This is a genomic window from Pseudarthrobacter sp. PH31-O2 (assembly GCF_030063265.1).
Lineage (GTDB): Bacteria > Actinomycetota > Actinomycetes > Actinomycetales > Micrococcaceae > Arthrobacter.
Map to the genome: position 1 here is coordinate 17,132 of NZ_JASIST010000009.1, position 21,220 is coordinate 38,351.

The 21,220-nt window shown below is 65.6% G+C and carries 25 protein-coding genes; 13 read left to right on the forward strand and 12 right to left on the reverse strand.

The window, feature by feature from the left end:
* Position 1: 1 nt before the first annotated feature.
* Entirely contained in the window at positions 2 to 241 is a 240-nt protein-coding gene (locus tag QMG72_RS13800; protein WP_226775394.1) for an acetyl-CoA carboxylase, read from the reverse strand.
* Positions 242 to 276: 35 nt separating this feature from the next.
* Positions 277 to 1,032, reverse strand: coding sequence for a 5-oxoprolinase subunit PxpA (gene pxpA, locus QMG72_RS13805; RefSeq protein ID WP_226775395.1), 756 nt, complete (start codon positions 1,030 to 1,032; stop codon positions 277 to 279).
* Positions 1,033 to 1,152: 120 nt separating this feature from the next.
* Here pxpA and QMG72_RS13810 point away from each other — a divergent pair, with 120 nt between their 5' ends.
* Complete coding sequence (locus QMG72_RS13810; protein ID WP_226775396.1) at positions 1,153 to 2,616, forward strand: PucR family transcriptional regulator; 1,464 nt, start codon at positions 1,153 to 1,155, stop codon at positions 2,614 to 2,616.
* Positions 2,617 to 2,676: 60 nt separating this feature from the next.
* Here QMG72_RS13810 and QMG72_RS13815 read toward each other — a convergent pair whose 3' ends face one another.
* A complete protein-coding gene (locus tag QMG72_RS13815) occupies positions 2,677 to 3,702 on the reverse strand; it encodes a LacI family DNA-binding transcriptional regulator (protein WP_226775397.1) in 1,026 nt (341 codons plus the stop codon).
* 289 nt (positions 3,703 to 3,991) lie between these two features.
* On the opposite strand from QMG72_RS13815, the gene QMG72_RS13820 reads away from it, so the two are divergent.
* From QMG72_RS13820 to QMG72_RS13845, 6 genes are all read left to right on the forward strand, one after another.
* On the forward strand, positions 3,992 to 5,008 hold the full coding sequence (locus QMG72_RS13820) for an asparaginase (protein WP_226775398.1): 1,017 nt from the start codon (positions 3,992 to 3,994) through the stop codon (positions 5,006 to 5,008).
* Between the two features lie 68 nt (positions 5,009 to 5,076).
* Positions 5,077 to 5,964, forward strand: coding sequence for a polysaccharide deacetylase family protein (locus QMG72_RS13825; RefSeq protein WP_226775399.1), 888 nt, complete (start codon positions 5,077 to 5,079; stop codon positions 5,962 to 5,964).
* On the forward strand, positions 5,964 to 7,358 hold the full coding sequence (locus QMG72_RS13830) for an MFS transporter (RefSeq protein WP_226775400.1): 1,395 nt from the start codon (positions 5,964 to 5,966) through the stop codon (positions 7,356 to 7,358). The genes QMG72_RS13825 and QMG72_RS13830 overlap by 1 nt, the downstream gene beginning before the upstream one ends.
* Entirely contained in the window at positions 7,355 to 8,119 is a 765-nt protein-coding gene (locus QMG72_RS13835; protein ID WP_283480832.1) for an SDR family NAD(P)-dependent oxidoreductase, read from the forward strand. The genes QMG72_RS13830 and QMG72_RS13835 overlap by 4 nt, the downstream gene beginning before the upstream one ends.
* A 19-nt stretch (positions 8,120 to 8,138) precedes the next feature.
* Complete coding sequence (locus tag QMG72_RS13840) at positions 8,139 to 8,861, forward strand: SDR family NAD(P)-dependent oxidoreductase (RefSeq protein WP_226775402.1); 723 nt, start codon at positions 8,139 to 8,141, stop codon at positions 8,859 to 8,861.
* A 14-nt stretch (positions 8,862 to 8,875) separates the two neighbouring features.
* A complete protein-coding gene (locus QMG72_RS13845) occupies positions 8,876 to 9,256 on the forward strand; it encodes a hypothetical protein (RefSeq protein ID WP_282358786.1) in 381 nt (126 codons plus the stop codon).
* Positions 9,257 to 9,584: 328 nt separating this feature from the next.
* Here QMG72_RS13845 and QMG72_RS13850 read toward each other — a convergent pair whose 3' ends face one another.
* The 5 genes from QMG72_RS13850 to QMG72_RS13870 form a co-directional block, all read right to left on the reverse strand.
* The gene (locus tag QMG72_RS13850) at positions 9,585 to 9,788 is read right to left on the reverse strand and encodes a hypothetical protein (protein ID WP_226775403.1); all 204 of its coding nucleotides are present in this window, start codon (positions 9,786 to 9,788) and stop codon (positions 9,585 to 9,587) included.
* Between the two features lie 436 nt (positions 9,789 to 10,224).
* Positions 10,225 to 11,139, reverse strand: coding sequence for an alpha/beta fold hydrolase (locus QMG72_RS13855; RefSeq protein WP_226775404.1), 915 nt, complete (start codon positions 11,137 to 11,139; stop codon positions 10,225 to 10,227).
* Positions 11,140 to 11,227: 88 nt separating this feature from the next.
* Positions 11,228 to 11,800: an MOSC domain-containing protein gene (locus QMG72_RS13860; protein WP_282468034.1), complete on the reverse strand. Its 573-nt coding sequence runs from the start codon at positions 11,798 to 11,800 to the stop codon at positions 11,228 to 11,230.
* 98 nt (positions 11,801 to 11,898) lie between these two features.
* Positions 11,899 to 12,243: a DUF202 domain-containing protein gene (locus QMG72_RS13865; RefSeq protein ID WP_226775406.1), complete on the reverse strand. Its 345-nt coding sequence runs from the start codon at positions 12,241 to 12,243 to the stop codon at positions 11,899 to 11,901.
* A gap of 2 nt (positions 12,244 to 12,245) precedes the next feature.
* A complete protein-coding gene (locus QMG72_RS13870) occupies positions 12,246 to 12,743 on the reverse strand; it encodes a YidH family protein (RefSeq protein ID WP_309485695.1) in 498 nt (165 codons plus the stop codon).
* A gap of 128 nt (positions 12,744 to 12,871) precedes the next feature.
* Between QMG72_RS13870 and QMG72_RS13875 the strand changes: the two genes are divergently transcribed.
* Positions 12,872 to 14,560, forward strand: a complete 1,689-nt coding sequence (locus tag QMG72_RS13875) for a long-chain-fatty-acid--CoA ligase (protein ID WP_226775407.1) — start codon at positions 12,872 to 12,874, stop codon at positions 14,558 to 14,560.
* A gap of 30 nt (positions 14,561 to 14,590) precedes the next feature.
* Here the strand turns inward: QMG72_RS13875 and QMG72_RS13880 are convergent, their stop codons facing one another.
* Genes QMG72_RS13880 through QMG72_RS13890 form a run of 3 tightly spaced genes read right to left on the reverse strand, consistent with a single transcriptional unit; the run spans position 14,591 to position 17,493 of the window.
* Positions 14,591 to 15,292 (reverse strand): NADPH-dependent F420 reductase, encoded by a 702-nt coding sequence (locus QMG72_RS13880; protein ID WP_283480838.1) that lies wholly within the window; start codon positions 15,290 to 15,292, stop codon positions 14,591 to 14,593.
* Positions 15,270 to 17,141 (reverse strand): Na+/H+ antiporter, encoded by a 1,872-nt coding sequence (locus QMG72_RS13885; RefSeq protein WP_283480839.1) that lies wholly within the window; start codon positions 17,139 to 17,141, stop codon positions 15,270 to 15,272. Before QMG72_RS13885 ends, QMG72_RS13880 begins: the two co-directional genes overlap by 23 nt.
* 34 nt (positions 17,142 to 17,175) lie before the next feature.
* Positions 17,176 to 17,493 (reverse strand): DUF6221 family protein, encoded by a 318-nt coding sequence (locus QMG72_RS13890; RefSeq protein WP_283480840.1) that lies wholly within the window; start codon positions 17,491 to 17,493, stop codon positions 17,176 to 17,178.
* Positions 17,494 to 18,016: 523 nt separating this feature from the next.
* Between QMG72_RS13890 and QMG72_RS13895 the strand changes: the two genes are divergently transcribed.
* Positions 18,017 to 18,733 (forward strand): GAF and ANTAR domain-containing protein, encoded by a 717-nt coding sequence (locus QMG72_RS13895; protein WP_226775411.1) that lies wholly within the window; start codon positions 18,017 to 18,019, stop codon positions 18,731 to 18,733.
* 62 nt (positions 18,734 to 18,795) lie between these two features.
* Here the strand turns inward: QMG72_RS13895 and QMG72_RS13900 are convergent, their stop codons facing one another.
* Positions 18,796 to 19,047, reverse strand: coding sequence for a DUF2630 family protein (locus QMG72_RS13900; protein WP_226775412.1), 252 nt, complete (start codon positions 19,045 to 19,047; stop codon positions 18,796 to 18,798).
* Positions 19,048 to 19,298: 251 nt separating this feature from the next.
* On the opposite strand from QMG72_RS13900, the gene QMG72_RS13905 reads away from it, so the two are divergent.
* From QMG72_RS13905 to QMG72_RS13920, 4 genes are all read left to right on the forward strand, one after another.
* A complete protein-coding gene (locus tag QMG72_RS13905; protein ID WP_226775413.1) occupies positions 19,299 to 19,865 on the forward strand; it encodes a type 1 glutamine amidotransferase domain-containing protein in 567 nt (188 codons plus the stop codon).
* A 173-nt stretch (positions 19,866 to 20,038) separates the two neighbouring features.
* Positions 20,039 to 20,470, forward strand: coding sequence for a VOC family protein (locus QMG72_RS13910; protein WP_226775414.1), 432 nt, complete (start codon positions 20,039 to 20,041; stop codon positions 20,468 to 20,470).
* Between the two features lie 57 nt (positions 20,471 to 20,527).
* Entirely contained in the window at positions 20,528 to 20,884 is a 357-nt protein-coding gene (locus QMG72_RS13915) for a cupin domain-containing protein (protein ID WP_226775415.1), read from the forward strand.
* A gap of 126 nt (positions 20,885 to 21,010) precedes the next feature.
* Positions 21,011 to 21,220 (forward strand): hypothetical protein, encoded by a 210-nt coding sequence (locus tag QMG72_RS13920; protein WP_226775416.1) that lies wholly within the window; start codon positions 21,011 to 21,013, stop codon positions 21,218 to 21,220.

Below are 21,220 nucleotides of genomic sequence, written 5' to 3' on the forward strand. Positions count from 1 at the left end.
GCTATCCCTCCCGGATGATAACGACGGCGTCGCCCGGGTTGACCATGTCGCCTTCCTTGACTTCAAAGGATTCCAGTGTTCCGGCGACATCGGACTGGATTTCGGTGAACTGCTTCATGATCTCGATAATGCCCAGGGTTTGTCCTACCTCGATGGTGTCGCCCTCATTGGCGAAGGGCGGCTTGCCCGGACCGGGCTTGCGGTAGAAGATGCCGGGAAGCGGGGAAATGATGGTTGCCACGGGGTGCTCTCTTTCGGGAAGTTGGATACTGCGGTTCAGGCCAGGACCGCACGAACGGCGCCGGCCACTGCAACGGAGTTGGGCGCGTCGGAGTGGACGCAGACGCTGCGGAAGGTGATGTCCAGTTCGGTTCCGTCAACGGCCAGGACGGGCCGTCCGGCCAGCGCCCCGCGCACCCGCTCGGCGGCGGCGTCGGGGTCGGTCGGAGCCGGGCGGCGTTGGATCAGCAGCTCCCCGGACGGACCGTAATTGAGGTCAACGTAGAGTTCGGGCACGAACTCGACGCCCATGGCCCGGCACACGGTTTCGTGGGCCGTCCCTGCAAGTCCGAAAAAGGGGACGCCGAACTGCGAAGCGGTTCCGGCGGCGGCCTGCATCAGTTCCTCGTCGCCGGCCAGCATTCCGTACAGGGCGCCATGGGGCTTGATGTGGTTTAGTTCCAGCCCGTGCTTTGCGAGGAACGCAGCCAGGGCACCGGTCTGGTAGAGGATGATCGACTCGACTTCACCGGGGCTCATGGTCATACGGCGGCGTCCGAATCCGACCAGGTCAGGGAGGCCAGGGTGCGCACCGACGGCCACGCCGTGCTCTGCGGCCAGCGCAACGGTCCGGTTCATCACGTCCGGATCGCCCGCGTGGTAGCCGCAGGCCACATTGGCGACGTCGATGATCCGCATAAGTTCTTCGTCGTTGCCGAACTCGTGGAGGCCCACGCCTTCGCCCATGTCGGAGTTCAGCAGCACCCGGCCTGGCGGGTAAGCGGGGGTGTCGGGAGTCACATTGCTTTGCATGGGTGCAACGCTACTCAGCATCGGGGCTCACGGATATTGTGCAGCTCGCTGAATTTGATTCCCTCACTTATGCTTACCGCACTAGCCAAAGATCTTGAGCCTGCCGTTCCTGGAGGATCCTTGCGAATTTCAGACCTGGTCGGAGATCCCGACCTCAACATCCGCCTGCGTGTTCCGGGCGGCGCCGGACGGCTGGCCAGGCCCATCACCTGGTGCGCCCCTACCGAGCACATGGACCCCACGCCGTTCCTCAGCGTGAATGCCCTGGTGCTGACCAACGGGATGGGCCTGAACGTTACAGACTTCAGGATCTGGGACGCCTACGTGGAACGGCTGGTCGCCGTCCCGGTCTCCGGACTGGCGTTTGGGCTGGGCGCCGCGCACCGCGAGCTGCCGGTCGGCCTGGTCCGGGCCTGCGAGACCCATGGCTTGCCACTGCTGGAACTCCCGCCGGAAGTGCCGTTTGTGCTGATCATGCGCCACGTGGACCGGGTGATCGCCGCCGAGCGCTACGAGGAGTTGCGCAAGGGCTGGGAGCTGGCGGATGAATGCACCCGGTTGGCCGCCGACGGGCATTCCCTGGCCGAGGTTTTGGAGCGGGTGGCGGACGCCGTCGACGCCAGGGTAGCGGTGATCGATCAAAATGCCTTCGAGCTCGTTGCCGCGGGCACGGCTCATGGCGGGACCACCCGGACCGCGCTTCGGCTGCCCAGCGGTGAATCCGCTCAATTCCGGCTGGCCATTGAGGGTATCGGGAGCAATATCGTCCTGCAGCCGATCCTGGGTCCGGTGGCTGCCGTCATTGGAATGCAGCTGAGTTATACACTCGGGTCGCATTCGCCACTGCATTCCGTCGAAGCCGCGCGGTTTATGGAGGCCCTCTACGAGGATCGCGGTGATCCTTCTACCCCGCTGCGACGCTATGCCCTCGAATCCGGCTGCGATCCCGACGGCGGCTGGGACACTGTGCTGGTCGGAAGTTCCGGCGAGGTGGCGCCCGCCAGGCTTCGTGCCATCGCCTGGCGGGCCCGGGTGGGCTTGCAGGGCGCCTATGGCACGGTCAGGTTTATGGAGGAGTCCGGGCTCACCACATTGCTGCTGCAGCATCGGCACGGACCTGCTGATCTGCTCGCTGCCGTCAGTGAGTTCTTTGTGGATGCCCCGGAATTGTCCGTCATCGTCGCGGAGTCCGCGAGCCTTGGCGAACTGCCGCTGACTCTGCAGCTGGCCCGGCGTCAGATGGGGCGGCCCGGGGTCCATCACGCGCCGCCGGCCGATCTCGCCGGCATAGTGCAGGGGCTGCCCAGCCCTGGTCTGGTGGCAATGTGCCAGCGGCTTCTGGCACCCTTGGCCGCCGATGGTGGTGGCGCCCTGCACGAGACCTTCGACGCCTACCTCCGCCACAGCGGAAATTCCGCCAGGATCTGCGATGAGCTTTTTATCCACCGAAACACCCTCAGCTACAGGCTGCGGAAGATCGAGGCGCTCCTGCAGCTGGATTTGTCCGACGGAGAGGTCCGGGCCACCTGCATGCTCGCCCTCAGCATCGTTGCCTCTTTGCAGCTCGACGCAAAGCTCGTCTAGTCCGGCGACGACGGCCGCGCGGACGACCCCGCACCGTTGGCGAGTCGTTTCTGCGCTGGTTTAGGCGCTGCTTTCCCGGACGCACAAGGTCGGCACCAGCTTCACGGACTCGACGTGTGCGCCGTCGAGCACCCCCTTTAGCAGCTGCACCGCCGTACGTCCGATATCCAGCATTGGCGAGCGGACGGAGGACAGCGGAATGGGCAGCTCCGCGGCCAGTGACGTGTCATTAAAGCCGACCACTGCCACATCGGTACCGACGGTGAGGCCATGGGACCGCAGCGCTCCCATGGCCCCGATCGCGGCGAAGTCATTCACGGCGAAAAGCGCCGTCGGGCGGGGACGGCAGTGCGTCAGGATGGTCTCGGCCGCTTCACGGCCCCCGGCAGTATCGAACCGGGACCACACCACGGCGTTCCCGGGCAGCTTTCCCCCCAGCGAACGCCAGCGGTCGACGAAACCGGCCGTCCGGTCGACAGCCGTGCTGGCGTACGGCTCGCCGGCGATCACCGCGACATTCCGGTGCCCGGTCTTCCACAGGTGCTCGGCCACAAGCTCCCCGCCCAGGACGTCGTCGCAGGTAGCCGCCGGGTAGCCCGGGACGCGGCGGTTCATCAGCACAAACGGCACCTTCCGGTCGGTCAGTTCCACCAGCAGCCCAGTGTCCAAATGGGCGTCACCGATGATCAGCCCGTCCACCCGCCGGGCGAGCATGGTGTCCGTCTTGCGTCGCTGTTCCTCAGGGTCATCGCGCGAGTTCATCACAAATGTCGAATAGCCCAGTTCCGCCGCGGCCTCGTCGATGCCCTCGTACATGATTGCCAGGACAAGGTCCGAAAGCCGGGGAACGATTACGCCCATGAGCCGGGTCCGCCGTGTCCGGAGGCCAGCCGCCTGGGGGTCGGGGGAGTAGCCGCGCTTCCGCGCCAGATCACGCACCCGCTCGGCCGTCGCCACGGAGGCGGCCCCCCGCGCAACGTCAGTGCCCGAGTGCAGGATCCGGGACACCGTCGACGGGTGGATCCCGAGCTCGTTGGCAAGATCCTTCAGCGTGACGGCCCGGCCATCGCCTGCGGCTTCGTTCATTCTTTCCCCCTGGCTCGGCTCATAAAGACGTCATCACCAAGACTGCCCGAAAACGTGCGGATCCCTGCTTCGTGAGCTCTTGACGTGCCGCACATCACATTCTATAGTCATCTCACCGGCTAACCCAATCGATTGGGTACCGAGCAGGCCGGAATCAGGCTGCGCAGTGTTTACACCCTCGAAACACCCGGAAGCATTTAGCCGAAACATCGCGGCGATAACTTTTTAGCCAACTACCCAATCGATTGGGTGCGCTTCAGGCATCAGGCGCTTAACTAACGGAGTGGAAATGACTGTCACAGATCTGCAGGGCCCCCACGTGGTGCTGTTGGCCACAGGAGGAACAATTTCTTCCCGCGCGGCCGAGGCCGGGGGTGCCGCTGTGGCGTCGGACACGGGCGAGCAGGTGTTCGCCGGCATGGGGATTCCGGCCCGGCATCCGGTCCGTGTGGTGGATGTTTTCCGGAAAGGTTCGTACCTGCTGACGGTTGAGGACATGATCGCCATCTGCGCCAAGGTCCGGCAGGCCCTTGCTCACCCGCAGGTTCTGGGAATTGTGGTCACCCACGGGACGGACACCATGGAGGAGACCGCCTACCTGATGGACCTCACCCACGATGATCCCCGGCCCGTCGTCTTTACCGGAGCGCAGCACCCCGCCGACTCCCAGGCACCGGACGGTCCCGACAATCTCGCCCGCGCGATTGCAGTCGCCGGCTCCCCGCAGGCGCGTGGAAAAGGCGTACTGCTCGCCTTCGCGGGGACCATCTACCCCGCGGCGGGAGTCCGGAAGAGCCACACAACGAGGCTCGATGCCTTCGCCAACCCGGACTTCGGCACGGCAGGATCGGTATCCGGTTCAGGTGACGTCAGCCTCGACCGTGCCCGGCCCGCATACGACCCGTTTCCCTTGCCGGGAGCGGCGGCCGGTTCACCCCGCGTGGACCTCATCGCCGCTTACCCCGGGTCCGACTCGACCCTGTTGCGGGCCAGCCTCCAGGCCGGGGCGGCGGGCATAGTGCTCCAGGGGACGGGTACTGGCAATGCCAACCGCACGATGTGCCGGGCAGTAGCGGACGCCAGCGCGGCCGGCGTCGTGGTGGTGACGAGCACGAGGGTGGAGGCCGGCGCCGTTGTGCCCAGGTACGGCGACGGCGGCGGTGAAGATCTGCGTGCCGCAGGCGCCATTTCCTCCGGCCTGCTCAGGCCATCCCAGTCCCTGGTCCTGCTCAGCCTGCTGCTCAGGCTCGGTACTCCCCAGCACCGCATTGCGGACACCTTCGCCCTCCGGGGCAAGGTCCCTTGACAGTTACCGCACCGAACCAAACCCCAATAACCAAAACCCAAGAAAAAGCGCAGTGAAAGGTTGATCTCATGACTAAGGACATCCAAGTCGCGTTCGGCGTCGACGTGGACGCCGTTGCCGGAATGCTCGGTTCCTACGGCGGCGAAGACTCCCCGTGTGATATCTCCCGGGGCCTGTTCAGCGGGGAAGTCGGCGGCCCGCGCCTCATCCGTCTTTTTGAGAAGTACGGACTTCCCGCCACCTGGTTCGTGCCCGGTCACTCGATCGAGACATTCCCGGAGCTGACCCGGATGATCGTGGACGCAGGCCACGAAATCGGCGTGCACGGGTACTCGCACGAGAACCCCATCGCCATGACCCGCGAGCAGGAGACGGCCATCCTGGACCGGTCCATCGAACTCATCGAAAAGGTCTCCGGCCGCCGTCCCACAGGCTATGTCGCACCCTGGTGGGAATTCTCCGGGGTTACCAATGAGATCCTCCTGGAACGCGGGATCAAATACGACCACTCCCTGATGCACCGCGACTTTGAGCCCTATTACGTCAGGGTCGGCGACAGCTGGAAGAAGATCGACTACACCAAAGACGCCGAAACCTGGATGGAACCGCTGGTCCGGGGGCGCGAAACCGACCTCGTGGAGATCCCGGCCAACTGGTACCTCGATGACCTGCCTCCCATGATGTTCATCAAGGCATCGCCAAACTCGCACGGCTTCGTCAGCCCCCGGGACATCGAACAGATGTGGAAGGACCAGTTTGATTGGGTCTACCGCGAAATGGACCAGGCGGTCTTCACCATGACCATCCATCCGGACGTCTCCGGCCGGCCCCAGGTCCTGCTGATGCTCGAACGCCTCATCGAACACATCAACTCCCACGAGGGCGTCAGCTGGCACACATTCGACCAGATCGCGGACTCCTTCCTCACCCGCAGCCCCCGAAAGGAAAACCAGTAATGACCATCCAGCAGCCTGCCGTCGATCTGACGCAACCCGCACCCGATGAGAAGCGCCGTTTCCCGGTCTTCTCCAAGCGCCACACCACCACAGCCACCGTTCTTGCCCTGCTCGCCTGGACCGTGGCCGTCTTCGACTACGGGCTCTTCGGCACCCTCTTGCCGGCCATGCAGGAGGAGTTCGGCTGGACGGCACCCGAAGCCTACGCGATCAACACCTGGATCGCTGTCGGCACCGCAGTCGTTGCTTTCGGGATCGGACCTGTTATTGACCGGCTCGGCCGTCGCAAAGGCATGATGGTCACCGTCGGCGGCACCGCCGTCGTCTCCGGCCTGACGGCTCTGATTCCGACTGGCATCCCGTTTCTGAGCAACGGGCTGCTGGTCCTGGTCCGTTCCTTCGGTGGGCTCGGATTCTCGGAACAGGCCGTCAACGCGACGTACATGAACGAGGTCTACCAGGTGACCGAGGTCGCCGATAAGCGCAAGCGCCCCGGCTTCCACTACTCCTTCATCCAGGGCGGCTGGCCGCTGGGCTTCCTGCTCGCCAGTGCCCTCGCCCTGGCCTTCCTGCCGACCCTCGGCTGGCGTGCCCTCTACCTGATGGCCACCGTTCCGGCAGCCATCATTGTGTGGGTCATCGCCCGGAAGCTCAAGGAGACCCCCCAGTTTGAACTGCACCACAAACTGACCGAACTGGAGAAGAGCGGCAAGTCCGCCGACGCCCACTCCTTGGCCCACGCCTACGGCGTCGAACACTCTTCCGCGGCACCGCTCAAGCGGATCTGGGAGCCGCAGCTGCGCCGGAACACCATCGTGTTCTCCCTGGCCTGGATCGTAAACTTTTTCGGCATCACCATCTTCAGTGTCCTCGGCACTTCCGTCCTGAAAAACGCGAAGGGCGTGGAACTCTCCGACGCTTTCTGGATGCTCATCGTGATCAACCTGCTGGCGTACTTCGGCTACGTCTTCCACGGCTGGCTCGGGGACAAGATTGGGCGCAAGCGGACCATCATCGGCGGCTGGATCCTCTCCGGCATTTCCTTCACGATCATGCTCAGCCCCATCGCCACGAGCCCGTTCATGATCATCCTCACCTACGGCGCCGGCCTGTTCTTCCTTGTCGGCCCGTACGCTGCGATCCAGTACTTTATGGCTGAGTGCTACCCCGTCAGTTGCCGAGCCACCGGCACCGCTTTCATCGGCGCCATGAGCCAGCCGGGCACCATCATCGGCGGGGCCATCTTCACCGCAATTGCCGCCGGAAGCGGGACCGGCACCGCAGCCGTCTGGGTGGGTGCGCTGGGAACGCTGGTTTCCGGCCTCCTGATGATCGCCGCTAAGCCGCCAACGGAGGCCTTGATGGAGGACCACCCGCACGAGGTCGGAGCATGAGCGCGGGAAAGGTCGCGATAATCACCGGGGCGGCCAGCGGAATCGGACGCGCGCTTGCCGTCTACTACGCCGGACACGGGGTGCGGTCGGTTATCGGAACCTTTCCCGGCGACCCGCACGACCCGCAGGAAACCCTCCGCTTGGTGCATGCGGCAGGGGGTGCGGGCGTCATCCACGAAGTGGATGTCCGCAGCACCCCTTCCGTCGATGCGTTCGCCGAACGCGCGGTCCAGGAGTATGGCCGGCTGGACTACGCGGTGGCCAACGCGGGAGTCCTGCGCAACTCGCCCCTGGGCCAAATGACCGACGAGCGCTGGCACGACATGCTCGACGTCGACCTCACCGGCGTGCTGCGAACCCTGCGGGCCGGGTCCGCAAGAATGACCGACGGCGGAGCAATGGTTGCGGTGTCCTCGATTGCCGGCGGCGTCTACGGGTGGGAAGAACATGCCCACTACGCGGCCGCCAAGGCCGGTGTGCTCGGGTTGATCCGCAGCGTGGCCGCGGAGCTGGGGCCGCGCGGCATCCGCGCCAACGCCGTCATCCCCGGGCTGATTGAGACGCCCCAGTCCCTGGACCCGGTGAATTCGCTGGGACCCGACGGCCTGCAGCGCGCCGGGCGGGAGATCCCCTGGGGCCGGGTCGGCCGGCCGCAGGAGGTTGCCAGCGTGATCGGCTTCCTGACCTCCGATGACTCTGTTTACGTTACCGGCCAGTCGCTGATCGTCGACGGCGGCCTCACCATCAAGATGCGCGCCTGAGAGGCATTGGAGGGAAAGCATGAACAACACTGACACCTCCCCTAGGGCGTCGGGCCGGGCTGTGGTGGTTACGGGCGGAGCCAGCGGCATCGGCAAGGCCATCGCCGAAGCCTTTGCCGCCAATGGAGACAGAGTGGCTGTCCTGGACCGGTCCGGCGCGGCGGGAACCATCGCCGTCGACGTCTCAGATGAAGCAAGCGTAAAAGCCGCTTTTGCGGCGGCGCGCTCGCAGCTCGGCAGCATCGACATTCTCGTCAACAGCGCGGGCCTGCTGACCGAATCACGGCTGGAAGACATGACCCTGGCCATGTGGAACGAAACGGTTTCCGTTGACCTGACCGGGGTCTTCCTCTGCTGCCGCGAAGTCGTGGGGGAGATGCGGCAACAGAAGTGGGGCCGCATCATCAACATCGCCTCCCAGCTGGCCATCAAGGGCGGAACCGGGCTCAGCCACTACAGTGCAGCCAAGGCTGGGGTGGTGGGGCTGACCAAGGCCCTGGCCCTGGAAACCGCCGGCGACAATGTGCTGGTCAACAGCATCGCCCCGGGGCCCATCGAAACGCCGTTGGTGGAAGGAATTTCAGCGGAGTGGAAAGCCGCCAAGCGTGCCGAACTCCCGTTGCTGCGCTTCGGGCTCCCGGCCGAGGTAGCTCCCACTGCGTTGCTTCTCGCGAGCGATCCGGGCGGCAACCTGTATGTCGGCCAGACGTTGGGACCAAATTCCGGCGACGTTATGCCCTAGAAAGGGAAGATTCTATGTGTGGTGCATGCGGACAAACTGTCGTAGCAGATCCCGTACTGGGCCCGGAGAGAACGATCCGGCAACACCTGATCGTCGCCCAAACGGTCAACGATGCCTGCCGGTCCTGGGCCGGGGCCTCCAAGGTGGCTGCCACCAGCGGGGGGTGGCTGGTGTCGGGGCCGACAGGTGCCATCGAAACCGTCTCGACGGTGGAAATGCTCTGGAGAGCTGTCCTGCGGGGCGCCACCGGCGCGCGGTCCCTGGAACTGCCTGACCTCTCAACCGGTCTCCCGGGACGGGATGCGGCGGACATTTCCGTACGCGTCCTGGCCCTTGGGCACCGACTATCGCAGGAACGTGCCACTGCGTCGGTCAACGGAGCCGGCCCGGGTTAAGTGCCCTAGGTGTTCTGGGCCGGGAGTTGCCGGTCTGCCTGGACTCAAGCGGGGGGAACGGAAATCCTGGGTATCCCGGACCTTGGAGGATGAAGTTCACGGCTGTCCGGGAGACCGGCTGCCCGGCCGCGACGCAGTCGACCTTGACTGAATGGTTCCGTAATTGCAGCGCCCGCTGGGACGTCTTGGGCCAGCTGTCGGGCCACCGAGGCGGGCCCGCCGGTGAGTACCTCGTCCTCTTTCGAGCTCCAGGAAGCGGCCTAAGGGATGAGAGCTTAACTGACGACGGCGGGAGGTTGAGGCCTCCCGCCGTCGTCAGTTGTTGCTGCTACAGATTGACCGTTTCGGTGTTGGCTGCGCCGTGGTTCAGGCTGAGCGTAAAGGTGTTGGGCCCGCTGGCGTGCACCGCGATGCTGCTTTTGGGCGTATTGTGGCGGACCGAGAGATCGTGCACCAGGGCGTCCAGTTCGCTGTGCATGTTGGAGCGGTCCCAGAGCTTGTGGGTGACAGAGTTGGCAGTTTCAAACGTCATTGTTCAGTGCTTCCATTCATGTTCCGGATGTCCGGCTGACGCAACGTTGCGGAGCCGCCGTGCGGCCACACCAGGAACGCCGTAGACCGTCGGGCGGCTCTGCGAGCTCACCGGTTTGGCTTCATTGCGTCCACCAGGATGGGTAAAACCGTCGCCCCTGATTCACTTCGGCGCCGGAGTCGGCGCGGTCAGCGGGCTGGCCCGGCGGGACGTTGGAGGCCCCTGCCGTGCCCTTTTATGATGCACAGTGCCGGGCTGGAGTCTCAAGCCGGATGGCCAATATTGCAGGGTGAGACTGATCACAGTGCGATCCGGCAGGGGCCGGCCAATCATCGGGAAAAAACGTGAAGCTACCAGGATTCAGCGGTGCCCTGATCATGCCCCTTCCCGGCGAGTCGGTTCGGCGGCAGCCGCGTCGTCGTCGGTGGCGGCCGGCTTAGGGGCGGCGCAGGTCATCGAGCAGGGCTTGCACGTACTCCGGACGCTCGATGTTGGCGAAGTGGCCGCAGTCCGGGACCGTGGCAGGCTGGATATGCGGGATAACGGCGGCCAGCCGGATCAGGTCCGATGCCGGCGTAAAGACATCCCGGTCGCCCCGGAGGGCCAGCACCGGGCAACTGATGCCGCGCCACTGGGAAAAATCGTAGCGGGCCGCGGCCCGGGCAGCCGCCAGGAAGCTGGCCGGTCGGGCGTCCAGGCCCAATCCGCGAATGACCTGCGGGGAGATGGCTGCGGGGTCTGCGAAGAAGGGTGCCAACAGCGGCCGCATGACCGGTGTGGTGCCGACGGCGCGGATCAGTGCGGATCCGGCCGGGCCGAGGGCCGCCATGGCCCGCATCACCGTGAGCATGCCAACAAATGCCGGGAACCGGAACAGGGACCGCAGTGGCCGCCGGGCCGCGCCGGCCACACCGAAGGTGGTGGCCGAGATGGTGGCAACGCTGGCTGTCCGCTCCGGCGACGTCGCGGCAACGTGCAAGGCCAGGAAGCCTCCCATCGAGTGTCCCACCAGGTTCCACCGCTGGTAGCCGAGCGAGTCCAGAACCTCGGTGACGGCGCGTGCCATCGCCTCGATGCTGAATCGCTCCGGCCGGCAGCCGCTCGTGGAATCTCCCCAGCCCGGCAAATCAATGAGCACCCGGTCATGGGCCGGCGCCCGGGAAAGCAGCGGCAGGAACGTCGTCCATGATCCCGCGGCCCCGTGGAGGTAGACATCCGGGGTGCCGGTTGCCGGGCGGAGACCATCGGTGCCGTGCTGGACCCTTACCGTGCAGGGGCCCAGCTCGGTCCCAAGGATGCTCCGCCGCAGCGTCGCGGCCCCCGAGGGAGCGGTTTCCTGCTGAACACTCATCGTCACCTTCTGTTTGTGGTTTCAGAAAGTGATTCGTAGCCGCAGCGGTCCCGGACCGGCGTCACGGCTGCGCCGGCCGCCACCCCGGCTAGGGCAGCCGCGACGGTCGGAGCGCACTCGGGGTGCCCGCCTGCCCGGGATCCAGGGGCACGGGGCTGATCAGCACGGCGGGTCCGCGGTGCAGCAGGCCGTCCGAAAGAGGCTGGCATCTCACCCCGCCGCGCCCGCGCATCGCCGCGTGGGCTCCCGGCGCGAGCATCTGGTCCATCCAGGCGCAGGGGTGGGCAGGCCGCCCGGCCCGGAGCCGCACCAGGTGTCCCCGCGATTCGATGGCGAATTCCCCGCCCAGCAGCGGAGCCAGCTGGGCGCCGCGGAGGACCACATTGCGCCGGGTCAGGAGCGGGTCGAAGGCGCCGGTGCCCAGCTCCGTGGCCATCGCTTCGAGAGCCTCGACCGCCATAAGGGTGACCGCGGCATCCATATGCGCGGCCTTGCCAAAGAACCGGTCGCCGACAATTCCCTTGCCGGTCACCAGCTCGGCACGGTCCGCATCGGTCGTCGGGACGTCCGCTGCGCCCTCGCGGGCCCGGCCGAAGTAGGCGTGCGCGGGGGACACGAGGAGGTGGAGGACCTCGATGTTGTACCTGTAACTTTCCATCATGGCCTCAAACTATCCTCCCGGGCAGCGGCAGGGCCCCAGTGCCGGCGGCCGGGTCGGCTGCCGCTTTGCGCGGCCCATTGTGGGAGGCGGTGCCGCGTTCACGGCAGCGGCAGGAACAGCACTGTGTAGATTCCCAGGACGGAGAGGACCACAACGCTGCCGGCGATGGCCGCCGCGCCCCTGAAATTCGGTACCATCACGGCTCCTGCGATGCCGCTGGCGTGGTGGTGGTAGCGGCGACGCTGCGTTATGGCGATGCCCAGGGCGACGATCAGGGACGCTGCCACAAGTGTGCCGGCAAACCAGCCATGGTGCGGCACCCAGCGCAGGAAGATGCACGCCGCCGTAATCAGCGTGAACGAGGTCCGCCGCCAGGCAAGGTCCGTACGCTCGGGCTGGAGCCCGGGATCGTTATGCACCGCGGCGGGCCTGGATGTCGCCATGGTTAGGCCGGCCGAACGATCACAAAGACGATCAGCACTGCAGCGACGATGGCGCCGCCGACCGCCAGGAGCGGGGTGAGCAGCGGCGCCGGGAGCGGTTCCTGCAGGCGCATGGCACGTTCGACGTTGAGCCAGCGGAAGAAGGAGCCGCCGCCGGTCAACAGTCCCAGCAGGAGCAGCAGCACGGCCACGGACTTTCGAAGTTCCGGTCCGAACAGCGCCGACGTGAACGCTTCGACGGCGATGCCGCCGGCTACCAGCGCCAGCGACGTGCGGATCCAAGCCAGGAACGTGCGCTCGTTAGCCAGCGTGAAACGGGGGTCCGGGTCGGTCCCTCCGCCCAGGGCCCGGGCCAGCAACCCGCGCCGGCTGCGGTCCGTGCCCGAACCAGCCCCGGCGGCCTCAGCCCCGGCGGCCTCAGCGCCGGTCGCGGCTGGGGCGGCGCCGGGAGCCTTGCCGGTGAGGGGAGACGGGCTGGGTGCCTCTTCGTGTGCGGTCATAGTGCCCTCAGGATGTCACCCGGACGGAAAAAGTCCCACTCGGCCGCTCCTGCGGACCCGAAGGGTGGTTGGCGGGAGGTGCCGGGCCGAGATTTCCCGGGGACGGCGGTTAACGGCAAGATGTGAGCATGGAGCACACTGACCAGCAGCCCTGGGTGAAGAACTACCAGCCGGGTGTCCCTGCGGAGATTGAATTGCCCACCGAGTCCCTCTCCGCGATGCTGGAGCGGTCCGTGGCTGAGGCAGGGACAGCACCCGCGATGGAGTTTTTCGGCCGCCGCACCAGCTACACCGAACTCGGTGAACAGGTCGACCGGGCCGCCGAGGGGCTGCGGCGGCTTGGTGTCCGCGCCGGCGACCGGGTAGCCCTGATCCTGCCGAACTGCCCGCAGCACGTGGTCGCGTTCTACGCGGTGCTGCGCCTCGGGGCTGTCGTCGTCGAGCACAACCCGCTCTACACCTCGCGGGAACTCCGGCACCAGTTTGAAGACCACCAGGCGCGCGTTGTGATCACCTGGGACAAAGCCGCTGCGGCCATCCGTGACTTCCCGTCCGACATCGAGATCGACCACGTCGTCTCCGTCAACATCCTCGCGGCGTTCCCCGCCGTCAAGCGCTTTGCCCTGCACCTGCCCGTGAAAAAGCTGCGCGAGTCCCGCGACGCGCTGACCGCACCGGCCCCGGGAACGACGCCGTGGAAGGATCTGCTGAGCCACGGCAGGCTGGATCCGGGACATCCCCGCCCCGCTGTGGATGACCTCGCCGCGATCCAGTACACCTCGGGAACCACCGGCCGCCCAAAAGGCGCGATGCTGACGCACTTCAACCTCTACTCCAACGCCTTGCAGGGCGAAGCGTGGATGCATGGGGCGCAGTACCGCAAGGAAGTGTTCTACGCGATCCTGCCCATGTTCCACGCCTTTGGCATGACGCTCTACCTGACCTACGGGATCCGCAAGCAAGGCCTGCTGGTGCTGTTCCCCAAATTCGAGCCGGAGCTGGTCCTGGCTGCGATGAAGAAGTCGCCTGCGACGGTCTACTGTGCGGTGCCGCCGATCTACGAGCGCACAGCGATGGCCGCTAAGGAGAAGGGCATCTCGCTCCGGTCCTGCAAATACTGCATCTCCGGTGCCATGAACCTGCCCGACCATGTGGTGGAACTGTGGGAGTCGGTCTCCGGCGGGCTGCTGGTTGAAGGCTACGGCATGACCGAGTCCTCACCGGTCGCGCTGGGCAACCCCTTCCACCCCACACGCCGCAACGGCACGATTGGCGTGCCGTTCCCATCGACCCTGATGAAGGTCGTCAGCCTGGATGATCCTGCCGTGGAAGTAACGCCGGGCCAGCCGGGGGAGCTGATGCTGAAAGGCCCGCAGGTGTTCCAGGGCTACTGGAACAACCCGGAAGAAACAGCGAAAACACTCACCGCCGATGGGTGGCTGCGAACCGGCGACGTCGTGACCGTGGACGAGGACGGTTTCACCACAGTCGTTGACCGGGCCAAGGAGCTCATCATCACTGGCGGATTCAACGTCTCGCCCACCGAAGCCGAGGCAGTGCTGCGCCTTCATCCGGACGTCAAGGACGCCGCCGTCGTTGGGAAGCCGCTCGAGCGGGGAGGCGAGATGGTGGTTGCCGCCGTCGAACTGGAGCCGGGGGCCACGCTCGACGAGGACGCCCTCCGCGGGCACTGCCGTGAGCACCTGGCGAGCTACAAGGTGCCCAAACGGATCGTTGCCATCCCGGACATGCCGCGGTCGATGCTCGGAAAGATCCTGCGCAAGCAGGTGCGGGAGGAGGTCTTACCGATGCTCTGACCTGCCCCCGCACCGAAGGCTTCCGCGGTCTTAGACGGTGCGCGGAGCCCGGGCCAGGTTCTCTTCCAGCTCGGCGGCATTCTGCCGCTGGCCGTAGGCAGGCCGGTCCCGCTCCACCCGCCAACTCTCGGACAACGGGCCGATATTGACCGTGTCGAAGCCGAATTCGTCATAAAGCCGGGTGACCAGATCCGCAGCCTCGGGAAAATCGCTGGCCGTGGCCAATGCGCGGCGGTTGGGCGTGCCGGCGGGCTCCCCGTCGGTGGTGATCTGCGAGAACATAATGTGGTTGAAGGCCTTGGCCACCTTGGAGGCGGGCAGGTGTTCCTGCAGGAGCCCGGACGTGGTGGCTTCCCCGTTGTCCAGTGCCGGGAAATGGCCGTCCCGTTCCCAGTAGTAGTTGTTTGTGTCGACCACGACCTTGCCCGCCAGCGGCTCCACGGGAACGGACCCAAGGTTTTTGAGCGGTACGGTTACGACGGCGAAGTCGCCCGCCGCTGCTGCCTCGGCCGGGGTCGCGGCCCGGGCGTGCGGGCCGAGTTCCGCGACGAGGTCCGTGAGGGTTTCCGGTCCGCGGGAGTTGCTGATGACGATGTCGTAGCCGAGCTGCACCGCTTTGCGCGCAATCTGGCTGCCAATGTGTCCTGCACCGATGATTCCGATTGTTGTCATGTCAGAGCCAACACCGCGCGGGGGCAGGATATTTCGCTCAGCCCAGAAGGTCGTCCTCATAGCACCAGCGCCAGTCCTCACCCGGTTCGATGCTCCGCATGACGGGATGGCCGGTCGCGGTGTAATGCCGGGAGGCGTGGGTTCCGGGCGACGAATCGCAGCACCCCACGGCGCCGCAGCTCAGGCACATTCTGAGGTGGACCGGCGTTGTGCCTTCCCGGACGCACTCCGCGCAAAACGGGTTGCGCGGCGCGCCGGCGTCCGGCGCGGATGCCAGGTGATCGCACACCCCGCCGGGCTGGGCAACTCCCTCGCCACCGCCGCTGGAGAGGTCCAAGTCCTCCGCCGCAGCGTCCAGCATCGATTCCTCAACATCCAACCGGTCCAGGACCGAACTGAGGACCTCATGCGGATACGCGCCGCCGCGCCGCAGTTCCAGTACTTTCGTCCGTTCAGCGTCCAGCATGGCCAGGCGCAGATGCGCATAGCGCTGGCTCGGTGTCGCCGTCTCCGCCGACGGCCGGCCGAGCCGTTCCCAGGCGGCCAGCCCGCGCTCCTGGGTGCGGCGCTTAAGCATTGCCATGACTTCCGGAGGATCGTTCTCGGTGCCGATTTCCGCCAGCCGTTCCACCCCGGCTGCCGTGGCCAGCTGCATCAGGGACGCCTGATTCAGGGCATCTTCGCGCTGGTCCGGACCTTGGACCCCCAGCAGCCGGACCAGCGCGGGAAGGGTAAAGCCCTGCAACGCCAGGGTTCCGCCGACCACCACCATGGCCGCAAGCACCAGGACTGACCGGTGTTCCAGGTCCGCCGGCAGCACCAGCACGGCGGCGAGCGTAACAACACCGCGCATACCTGCCCAGGAGACGATGGCTGCATGTTGCCACGGCGGGGACGGATCCTTCCGGCGGATGGCAGGAATCAGCCGGGGCAGGTAGGTTACCGGGAACACCCAGACCGGACGGAGCAGCAGCACTGCCAGCAGAATCACGGCACAGCCTGCCCAGATCCGGGATGCCCCCAGTGAATCGCCCTGGACTCCGTCAATGATGGTCCGAACCTGGAGGCCGATCAGCAAGAACACGGAATTCTCGAGCAGGAACTGGGCCGTGTGCCAGTTGCTGCGCTGGCTCAGCCGCGCGGCGCCGTTGGGCATGGACGGCGACTTTGTGCCCATCACCAGGCCGGCGACGACGACGGAGAGGACGCCGGAGGCGTGGATCGCCTCCGCCGGGAGGTACGCGACAAACGGTGCCATCAGCGAAATGGAGGTGTTGATTGCGACGTTTCGGGTCCGTTTGCGCACTTGCGTCAGGACGTAAGCCGCTGCCAGCCCGGCCACCAGTCCGCCGCCGGCCGCGAGCAGAAACCCGCCGGCCACCTGCGCGGCGGAGACGGTTCCCGCAATGGCGGCGATAGCCGCCCGGAGACAGACCAAGGCGGTCGCGTCATTGACCAGCGACTCGCCTTCCAGGATCGTAACGATCCGGCGGGGCATGCCCACCTTGCGCGCGATCGCAGTGGCGGCGACGGCGTCCGGTGGCGCGACGACGGCGCCCAGGGCAATCGCTGCAGCGAGCGGAATCTCGGGGAACAGCCACCAGACAACGAAGCCCACGGCGAGCGTGCCAAAGATGACATAGCCGACCGAAAGCAGGCCGATGGCCCGCCGGTTGGAGCCAAAATCGAACAGCGAGGTCTGCAGGGCCGCGGCGTACAGCAGGGGCGGCAGCAACCCCACCAGGACAAGTTCGGGGTTCAGTTCGATGTCCGGTACGAACGGCAGGAAAGATCCGATCACTCCCGCCAGCACCAGTAACAGCGGAACGGAAATGTTGATTTTCCGGCCCAGTGCGCTGCCCGCGCAAACCACCGACACAAGCGCAATCAGTCCAAGAGCAACTTCCATGTAGCCATTCTGTCAGGCGCCGTCGGAGGAGAGTCTAGGTTTGGTGCCAGTCCTGCTCGAAGTCAGGGTGGTCGATGTACGGCAGGGCGAGGGCGTTCAGTGAGCGCTCCATCCATTCGAGGGACTGCGGGATCCAGCCGGCGTCCTGAGTCGGGGCGCTGACCAGGGCTGCAAGTGCCGCCTGGCGGGCTGATTCCACGATTCGGATCAGGCGTTTTTTCGCCTCGCATTCGAGCAAGAGGCGCTGTTCGTACCAGGCGCCGGATTGCGAGACGGTCCGGTCGCCGAGGAGGGTCCGCGCCACGGCCTCGTCCTCGCTGATCCGCTCAGACAAAAATTCGACAATGTCCACATCGTGAGCGTACGCGCCGTCCTTGGCCGGCAACCAGCCCCGCCCGCCGAGGCAGCTAGTTACCTGCCGGGTGGCCGGTGTCCCCGGGGCTGACGAAGCGGCACGAACCCTGATGCCGTTCGGGCAGGACGCACGTCCGGCCCGAGGGCAGGTGCACGTTGCCGCAACGGCCGGTCATGGCTACGTCCTCGCGAATGTGCGAGCTGCTGGCGTCTGGCCGGTCCTGGCTGGGGTTCCCATTCGGGGGGCCACTGGGTGGATTGCCTTCTGGACTGTTCATATCTGCAGCTCCTTGGAGAGTATGCCGTGCCGGATGGGTCCGTCTCTCGAAAGGGGCGGCAAGACCAGCCTCGCACCCCCGGATTAACTCCGGGTTACCATTCGGGAAGGTGCGGGTCTCCTGGCGGGCGACGGGACCAGGTCCGGCAAAGGCGTATATTTCACAGTGAAGAGACATTGGATTTACCCGGCCAAGATAAGGTACGCCACGATGGTGCTAGGTGTAGCGCAAAACGGTGATCGGATGGACGGTACACGCGGAATTTCTCCGATCAGCGCGGCGGCACTTGCCGTCCGGCTCGGTGACATCGCCCGCGCGCTCCAGCACGAGGACGACCCCGAGTCCATGCTGGCCGGCGTGGTGCACGCGGCCCTGGAACTGGTGCCGCACGCGGCCGAGGCTTCGGTCAGTCTCGTCTCGCCCGGCCGGAAGATTGACTCGCGTGCCGCTTCCAGCGATCTTCCGCGCCGGGTGGATGCGCTCCAGAGCGAGACCGGGCAGGGGCCGTGCCTGGACGCCTCCTATGACAAACGGGTTGTCAGCGTTCCAGACCTCAGCACGGACCAGCGCTGGCCGGATTTCTCCGCGGCGGCCTTCAAGCTCGGGGCGAGAAGTATGCTCTCCTTCCAGCTATTTGTGAACGGAAACCACCTCGGAGCCCTAAACCTCTTTGGTCGGGAGGCTGGCGCCTTCGACGCCGAATCGGAGCGGATCGGGGCAATGGTGGCAGCCCATGCGGCAGTGGCGCTGGCCGGTAGCCAGCAGGTCAGCCAGCTCACCCAGGCCCTTGACACCCGGGACCTGATTGGACAGGCCAAGGGAATCCTGATGGAGCGCTATAAGATCACTGCCCAGCAGGCCTTCCTGCTCCTTTCGCGGGCCAGTTCGGAGTTGAACATCAAGCTGCGCGACGTCGCCGAGAATTTAACCGTCAGCGGGGAAATGGCAAGCAAGGGCTGAGACCGGCCGGGCCGCAATCACCCCGCAGGACGCTCACCGCGCCGGGGCTGTGTGCCGTGGAGCTAGGAGTCGTAGTTTTCCACTTGATTGGTGGGGCGGGGCTGCGCCTCATCCGGATCTTCGCCATACTGCCGCTTGGCCCGGCGCTGGCGCAGCAGGTCCCAACACTGGTCAAGGTCCTCTTCGATGCCCTTGAGGCGGGCATGCTCCGGGCCGTGTTCGTAATCCGCCGAAGATGAGGGCGCCTTCTCGCGGAGAGTCTGCTCTTCTTCCACCAGGGCTGAGATTCGCTTCAGGATGTGTTGTTCGTCCATAACGGCCTTCTTTCGGGTAGCTGTCCTTGTGCCAGAGTAGCGAGGTGTTGGTGGGCTGGCCAGAGGACCGTCGTGTGGTGGTGGTTCATCCGGAAGCCCGCCGCCGCCCGGCATCCGCCGGCAGCATAATCAGCTTGCTTATGAGTTTGGGCCTTCTTAGAGTGGATGCCGTAAGGCATTAATCTCTCCGAGTGGAGGACCCGGCCCGTCCGATGGCTGCGTGGACCTCCCCGGATACCAAAGGAGGACCCATGTCAGAACACAACATTTCCGGTAAAAAGGTTGCCTTCCTGCTGACCGACGGCGTGGAGCAGGTGGAACTGACCAGTCCCTGGAACGCCGTCAAGGAGGCCGGTGGCGAGCCCACTCTCGTGGCGCCCGGCCGGGGCAAGCTTCAGGGCTATGACGGCACCGAGAAGGGTCAGGTGTTCGACGTCGACCTCACTGTTGCCGACGCAAACGCTTCCGATTTCCACGCCTTGGTGATCCCCGGCGGCGTCGTTAACGCGGACAACCTTCGGGTCGACAAGGACGCCCAGGCCTTCACTCGGGCATTCTTTGAGCAGCATAAGCCGGTGGCCTCGATTTGCCACGGGCCGTGGTTGTTGATCGACGCCGGCGTCGTGCGCGGCCGCAATGTCACGTCCTTCCACACACTCCAGAGCGACCTGAAAAACGCCGGCGCCAATTGGAGCGACCAGGAAGTGGTGGTGGACCAGGGCCTCGTGACCAGCCGGAACCCGGACGACCTCCCGGCTTTTAACGACAAGCTGCTCGAAGAGATCGCAGAGGGCGAGCACGCCGGACAGACCGCGTAGCCGGCGCCGCTCCACCAGGACAGCGTAGGGGGTTCGCTCGCTCTGCAAACGGCGGTGTTCACCCCTACCCGTAGGGACCGATTTGCGGGATGATATGGCTGCACGGTGCACCGGCCTCCGCCGCCCCAACCCTCCCTGTACCGGCCGGATCCAAGCCGCTAGGAGTCCTGGACATGACCACGTTGAACCCCTACCTGAGCTTTCGCGACAACGCGAAGGAAGCCATGACGTTTTACCAGTCCGTGTTTGGCGGTGAACTGACCATAAGCACTTTCGGCGACTACCAGATGAGTGAGAACGCCGGCGAGCAGGACAAAATCATGCACGCCAGGCTGACCGCGGGAAACGGCATGGTGCTAATGGGGGCTGACACGCCGGAAGCGATGGGCTACAAACCGGGCAGCAGCATTTCGGTCTCACTCAGCGGTTCCGACGAGACCGAATTGCGCGGCTACTTCGACCGTCTTGCCGACGGCGGAGCGGTGACGGTGCCGATGGAGAAGTCTCCGTGGGGAGACGTCTTTGGAATGTGCACGGATAAGTACGGGACCGACTGGCTCGTCAACGTCGGCTCCGAGCCGGGACAGGCGCCGGCCGAATCTTAGGCCACCTGCCGCCCCGCCCCTCTGGCGGGGGCGTCGGGACGGGCGTATGCTCGCGCCATGGGACAGGATCCGGTGGTAGCAAACCCCTCGCTGTACCGGGTCATTTTCGAAAACGACCGGGTCCGAGTCCTCGAGTACCGCGACGTGCCCGGCGATAAGACAGTGCCCCACGGGCACCCGGACAGCGTGATGGTCACACTGAGTTCCTTCCGCCGGAGGCTCTCCGGCCAAGGTGGCGACGTCGACGTCGAAATCCCCGCCGGGGCGGCCCGCTGGCTCGCCGCTCAGGACCATTCCGGCGAGAACACCGGTGACACGGAAACCCACACCGTCTTCATTGAACTCAAAGAACCACCGCCCGGGAAGAATCCGGATGACGGGGTACCGCCGCCGCTCGGCCCATCAGGGAGCTAGCCGGCACCCGGGCCGCTGACCGCCGCAGGCTGATGCCCCGGCTACCGTCTCCGCGCGGCCGAGGGTATCCTGTATACGGCCGTTACTCCCCGTTCGAGACCCCTTTCCGGCCGAGAGAGGCATGCCATGACTGAGAAGTTACACCTCACCCCGGAGGATGAATTCCCCGAGGACCTCAGCGCAGTGGCGGACAAGGACTTGCAGGTCCTTGACAGCCAAGTTCAGCGGCAGCTGGACTACGAATACGTGGCTGAGGGCGAACCGAATCCGGAGACCGAATTCAGGCACTACGACCTCGATGAGGAGTTCAGCGAACGGGACAAGCGGCAAGGCTGA

Bases quoted from the DNA above. Each gene is read 5' to 3' on its own strand.
- QMG72_RS13895 (WP_226775411.1), top strand. From the start codon at position 18,017: ATGGACGGTACACGCGGAATTTCTCCGATCAGCGCGGCGGCACTTGCC.
- QMG72_RS13855 (WP_226775404.1), bottom strand. From the start codon at position 11,139: ATGAGTGTTCAGCAGGAAACCGCTCCCTCGGGGGCCGCGACGCTGCGG.
- QMG72_RS13830 (WP_226775400.1), top strand. From the start codon at position 5,964: ATGACCATCCAGCAGCCTGCCGTCGATCTGACGCAACCCGCACCCGAT.
- QMG72_RS13840 (WP_226775402.1), top strand. From the start codon at position 8,139: ATGAACAACACTGACACCTCCCCTAGGGCGTCGGGCCGGGCTGTGGTG.
- QMG72_RS13845 (WP_282358786.1), top strand. From the start codon at position 8,876: ATGTGTGGTGCATGCGGACAAACTGTCGTAGCAGATCCCGTACTGGGC.
- QMG72_RS13905 (WP_226775413.1), top strand. From the start codon at position 19,299: ATGTCAGAACACAACATTTCCGGTAAAAAGGTTGCCTTCCTGCTGACC.
- QMG72_RS13865 (WP_226775406.1), bottom strand. From the start codon at position 12,243: ATGGCGACATCCAGGCCCGCCGCGGTGCATAACGATCCCGGGCTCCAG.
- QMG72_RS13880 (WP_283480838.1), bottom strand. From the start codon at position 15,292: ATGAGGACGACCTTCTGGGCTGAGCGAAATATCCTGCCCCCGCGCGGT.
- QMG72_RS13860 (WP_282468034.1), bottom strand. From the start codon at position 11,800: ATGATGGAAAGTTACAGGTACAACATCGAGGTCCTCCACCTCCTCGTG.
- pxpA (WP_226775395.1), bottom strand. From the start codon at position 1,032: ATGCAAAGCAATGTGACTCCCGACACCCCCGCTTACCCGCCAGGCCGG.
- QMG72_RS13885 (WP_283480839.1), bottom strand. From the start codon at position 17,141: ATGGAAGTTGCTCTTGGACTGATTGCGCTTGTGTCGGTGGTTTGCGCG.
- QMG72_RS13825 (WP_226775399.1), top strand. From the start codon at position 5,077: ATGACTAAGGACATCCAAGTCGCGTTCGGCGTCGACGTGGACGCCGTT.
- QMG72_RS13910 (WP_226775414.1), top strand. From the start codon at position 20,039: ATGACCACGTTGAACCCCTACCTGAGCTTTCGCGACAACGCGAAGGAA.
- QMG72_RS13815 (WP_226775397.1), bottom strand. From the start codon at position 3,702: ATGAACGAAGCCGCAGGCGATGGCCGGGCCGTCACGCTGAAGGATCTT.
- QMG72_RS13835 (WP_283480832.1), top strand. From the start codon at position 7,355: ATGAGCGCGGGAAAGGTCGCGATAATCACCGGGGCGGCCAGCGGAATC.
- QMG72_RS13850 (WP_226775403.1), bottom strand. From the start codon at position 9,788: ATGACGTTTGAAACTGCCAACTCTGTCACCCACAAGCTCTGGGACCGC.
- QMG72_RS13875 (WP_226775407.1), top strand. From the start codon at position 12,872: ATGGAGCACACTGACCAGCAGCCCTGGGTGAAGAACTACCAGCCGGGT.
- QMG72_RS13820 (WP_226775398.1), top strand. From the start codon at position 3,992: ATGACTGTCACAGATCTGCAGGGCCCCCACGTGGTGCTGTTGGCCACA.
- QMG72_RS13920 (WP_226775416.1), top strand. From the start codon at position 21,011: ATGACTGAGAAGTTACACCTCACCCCGGAGGATGAATTCCCCGAGGAC.
- QMG72_RS13915 (WP_226775415.1), top strand. From the start codon at position 20,528: ATGGGACAGGATCCGGTGGTAGCAAACCCCTCGCTGTACCGGGTCATT.
- QMG72_RS13900 (WP_226775412.1), bottom strand. From the start codon at position 19,047: ATGGACGAACAACACATCCTGAAGCGAATCTCAGCCCTGGTGGAAGAA.
- QMG72_RS13870 (WP_309485695.1), bottom strand. From the start codon at position 12,743: ATGACCGCACACGAAGAGGCACCCAGCCCGTCTCCCCTCACCGGCAAG.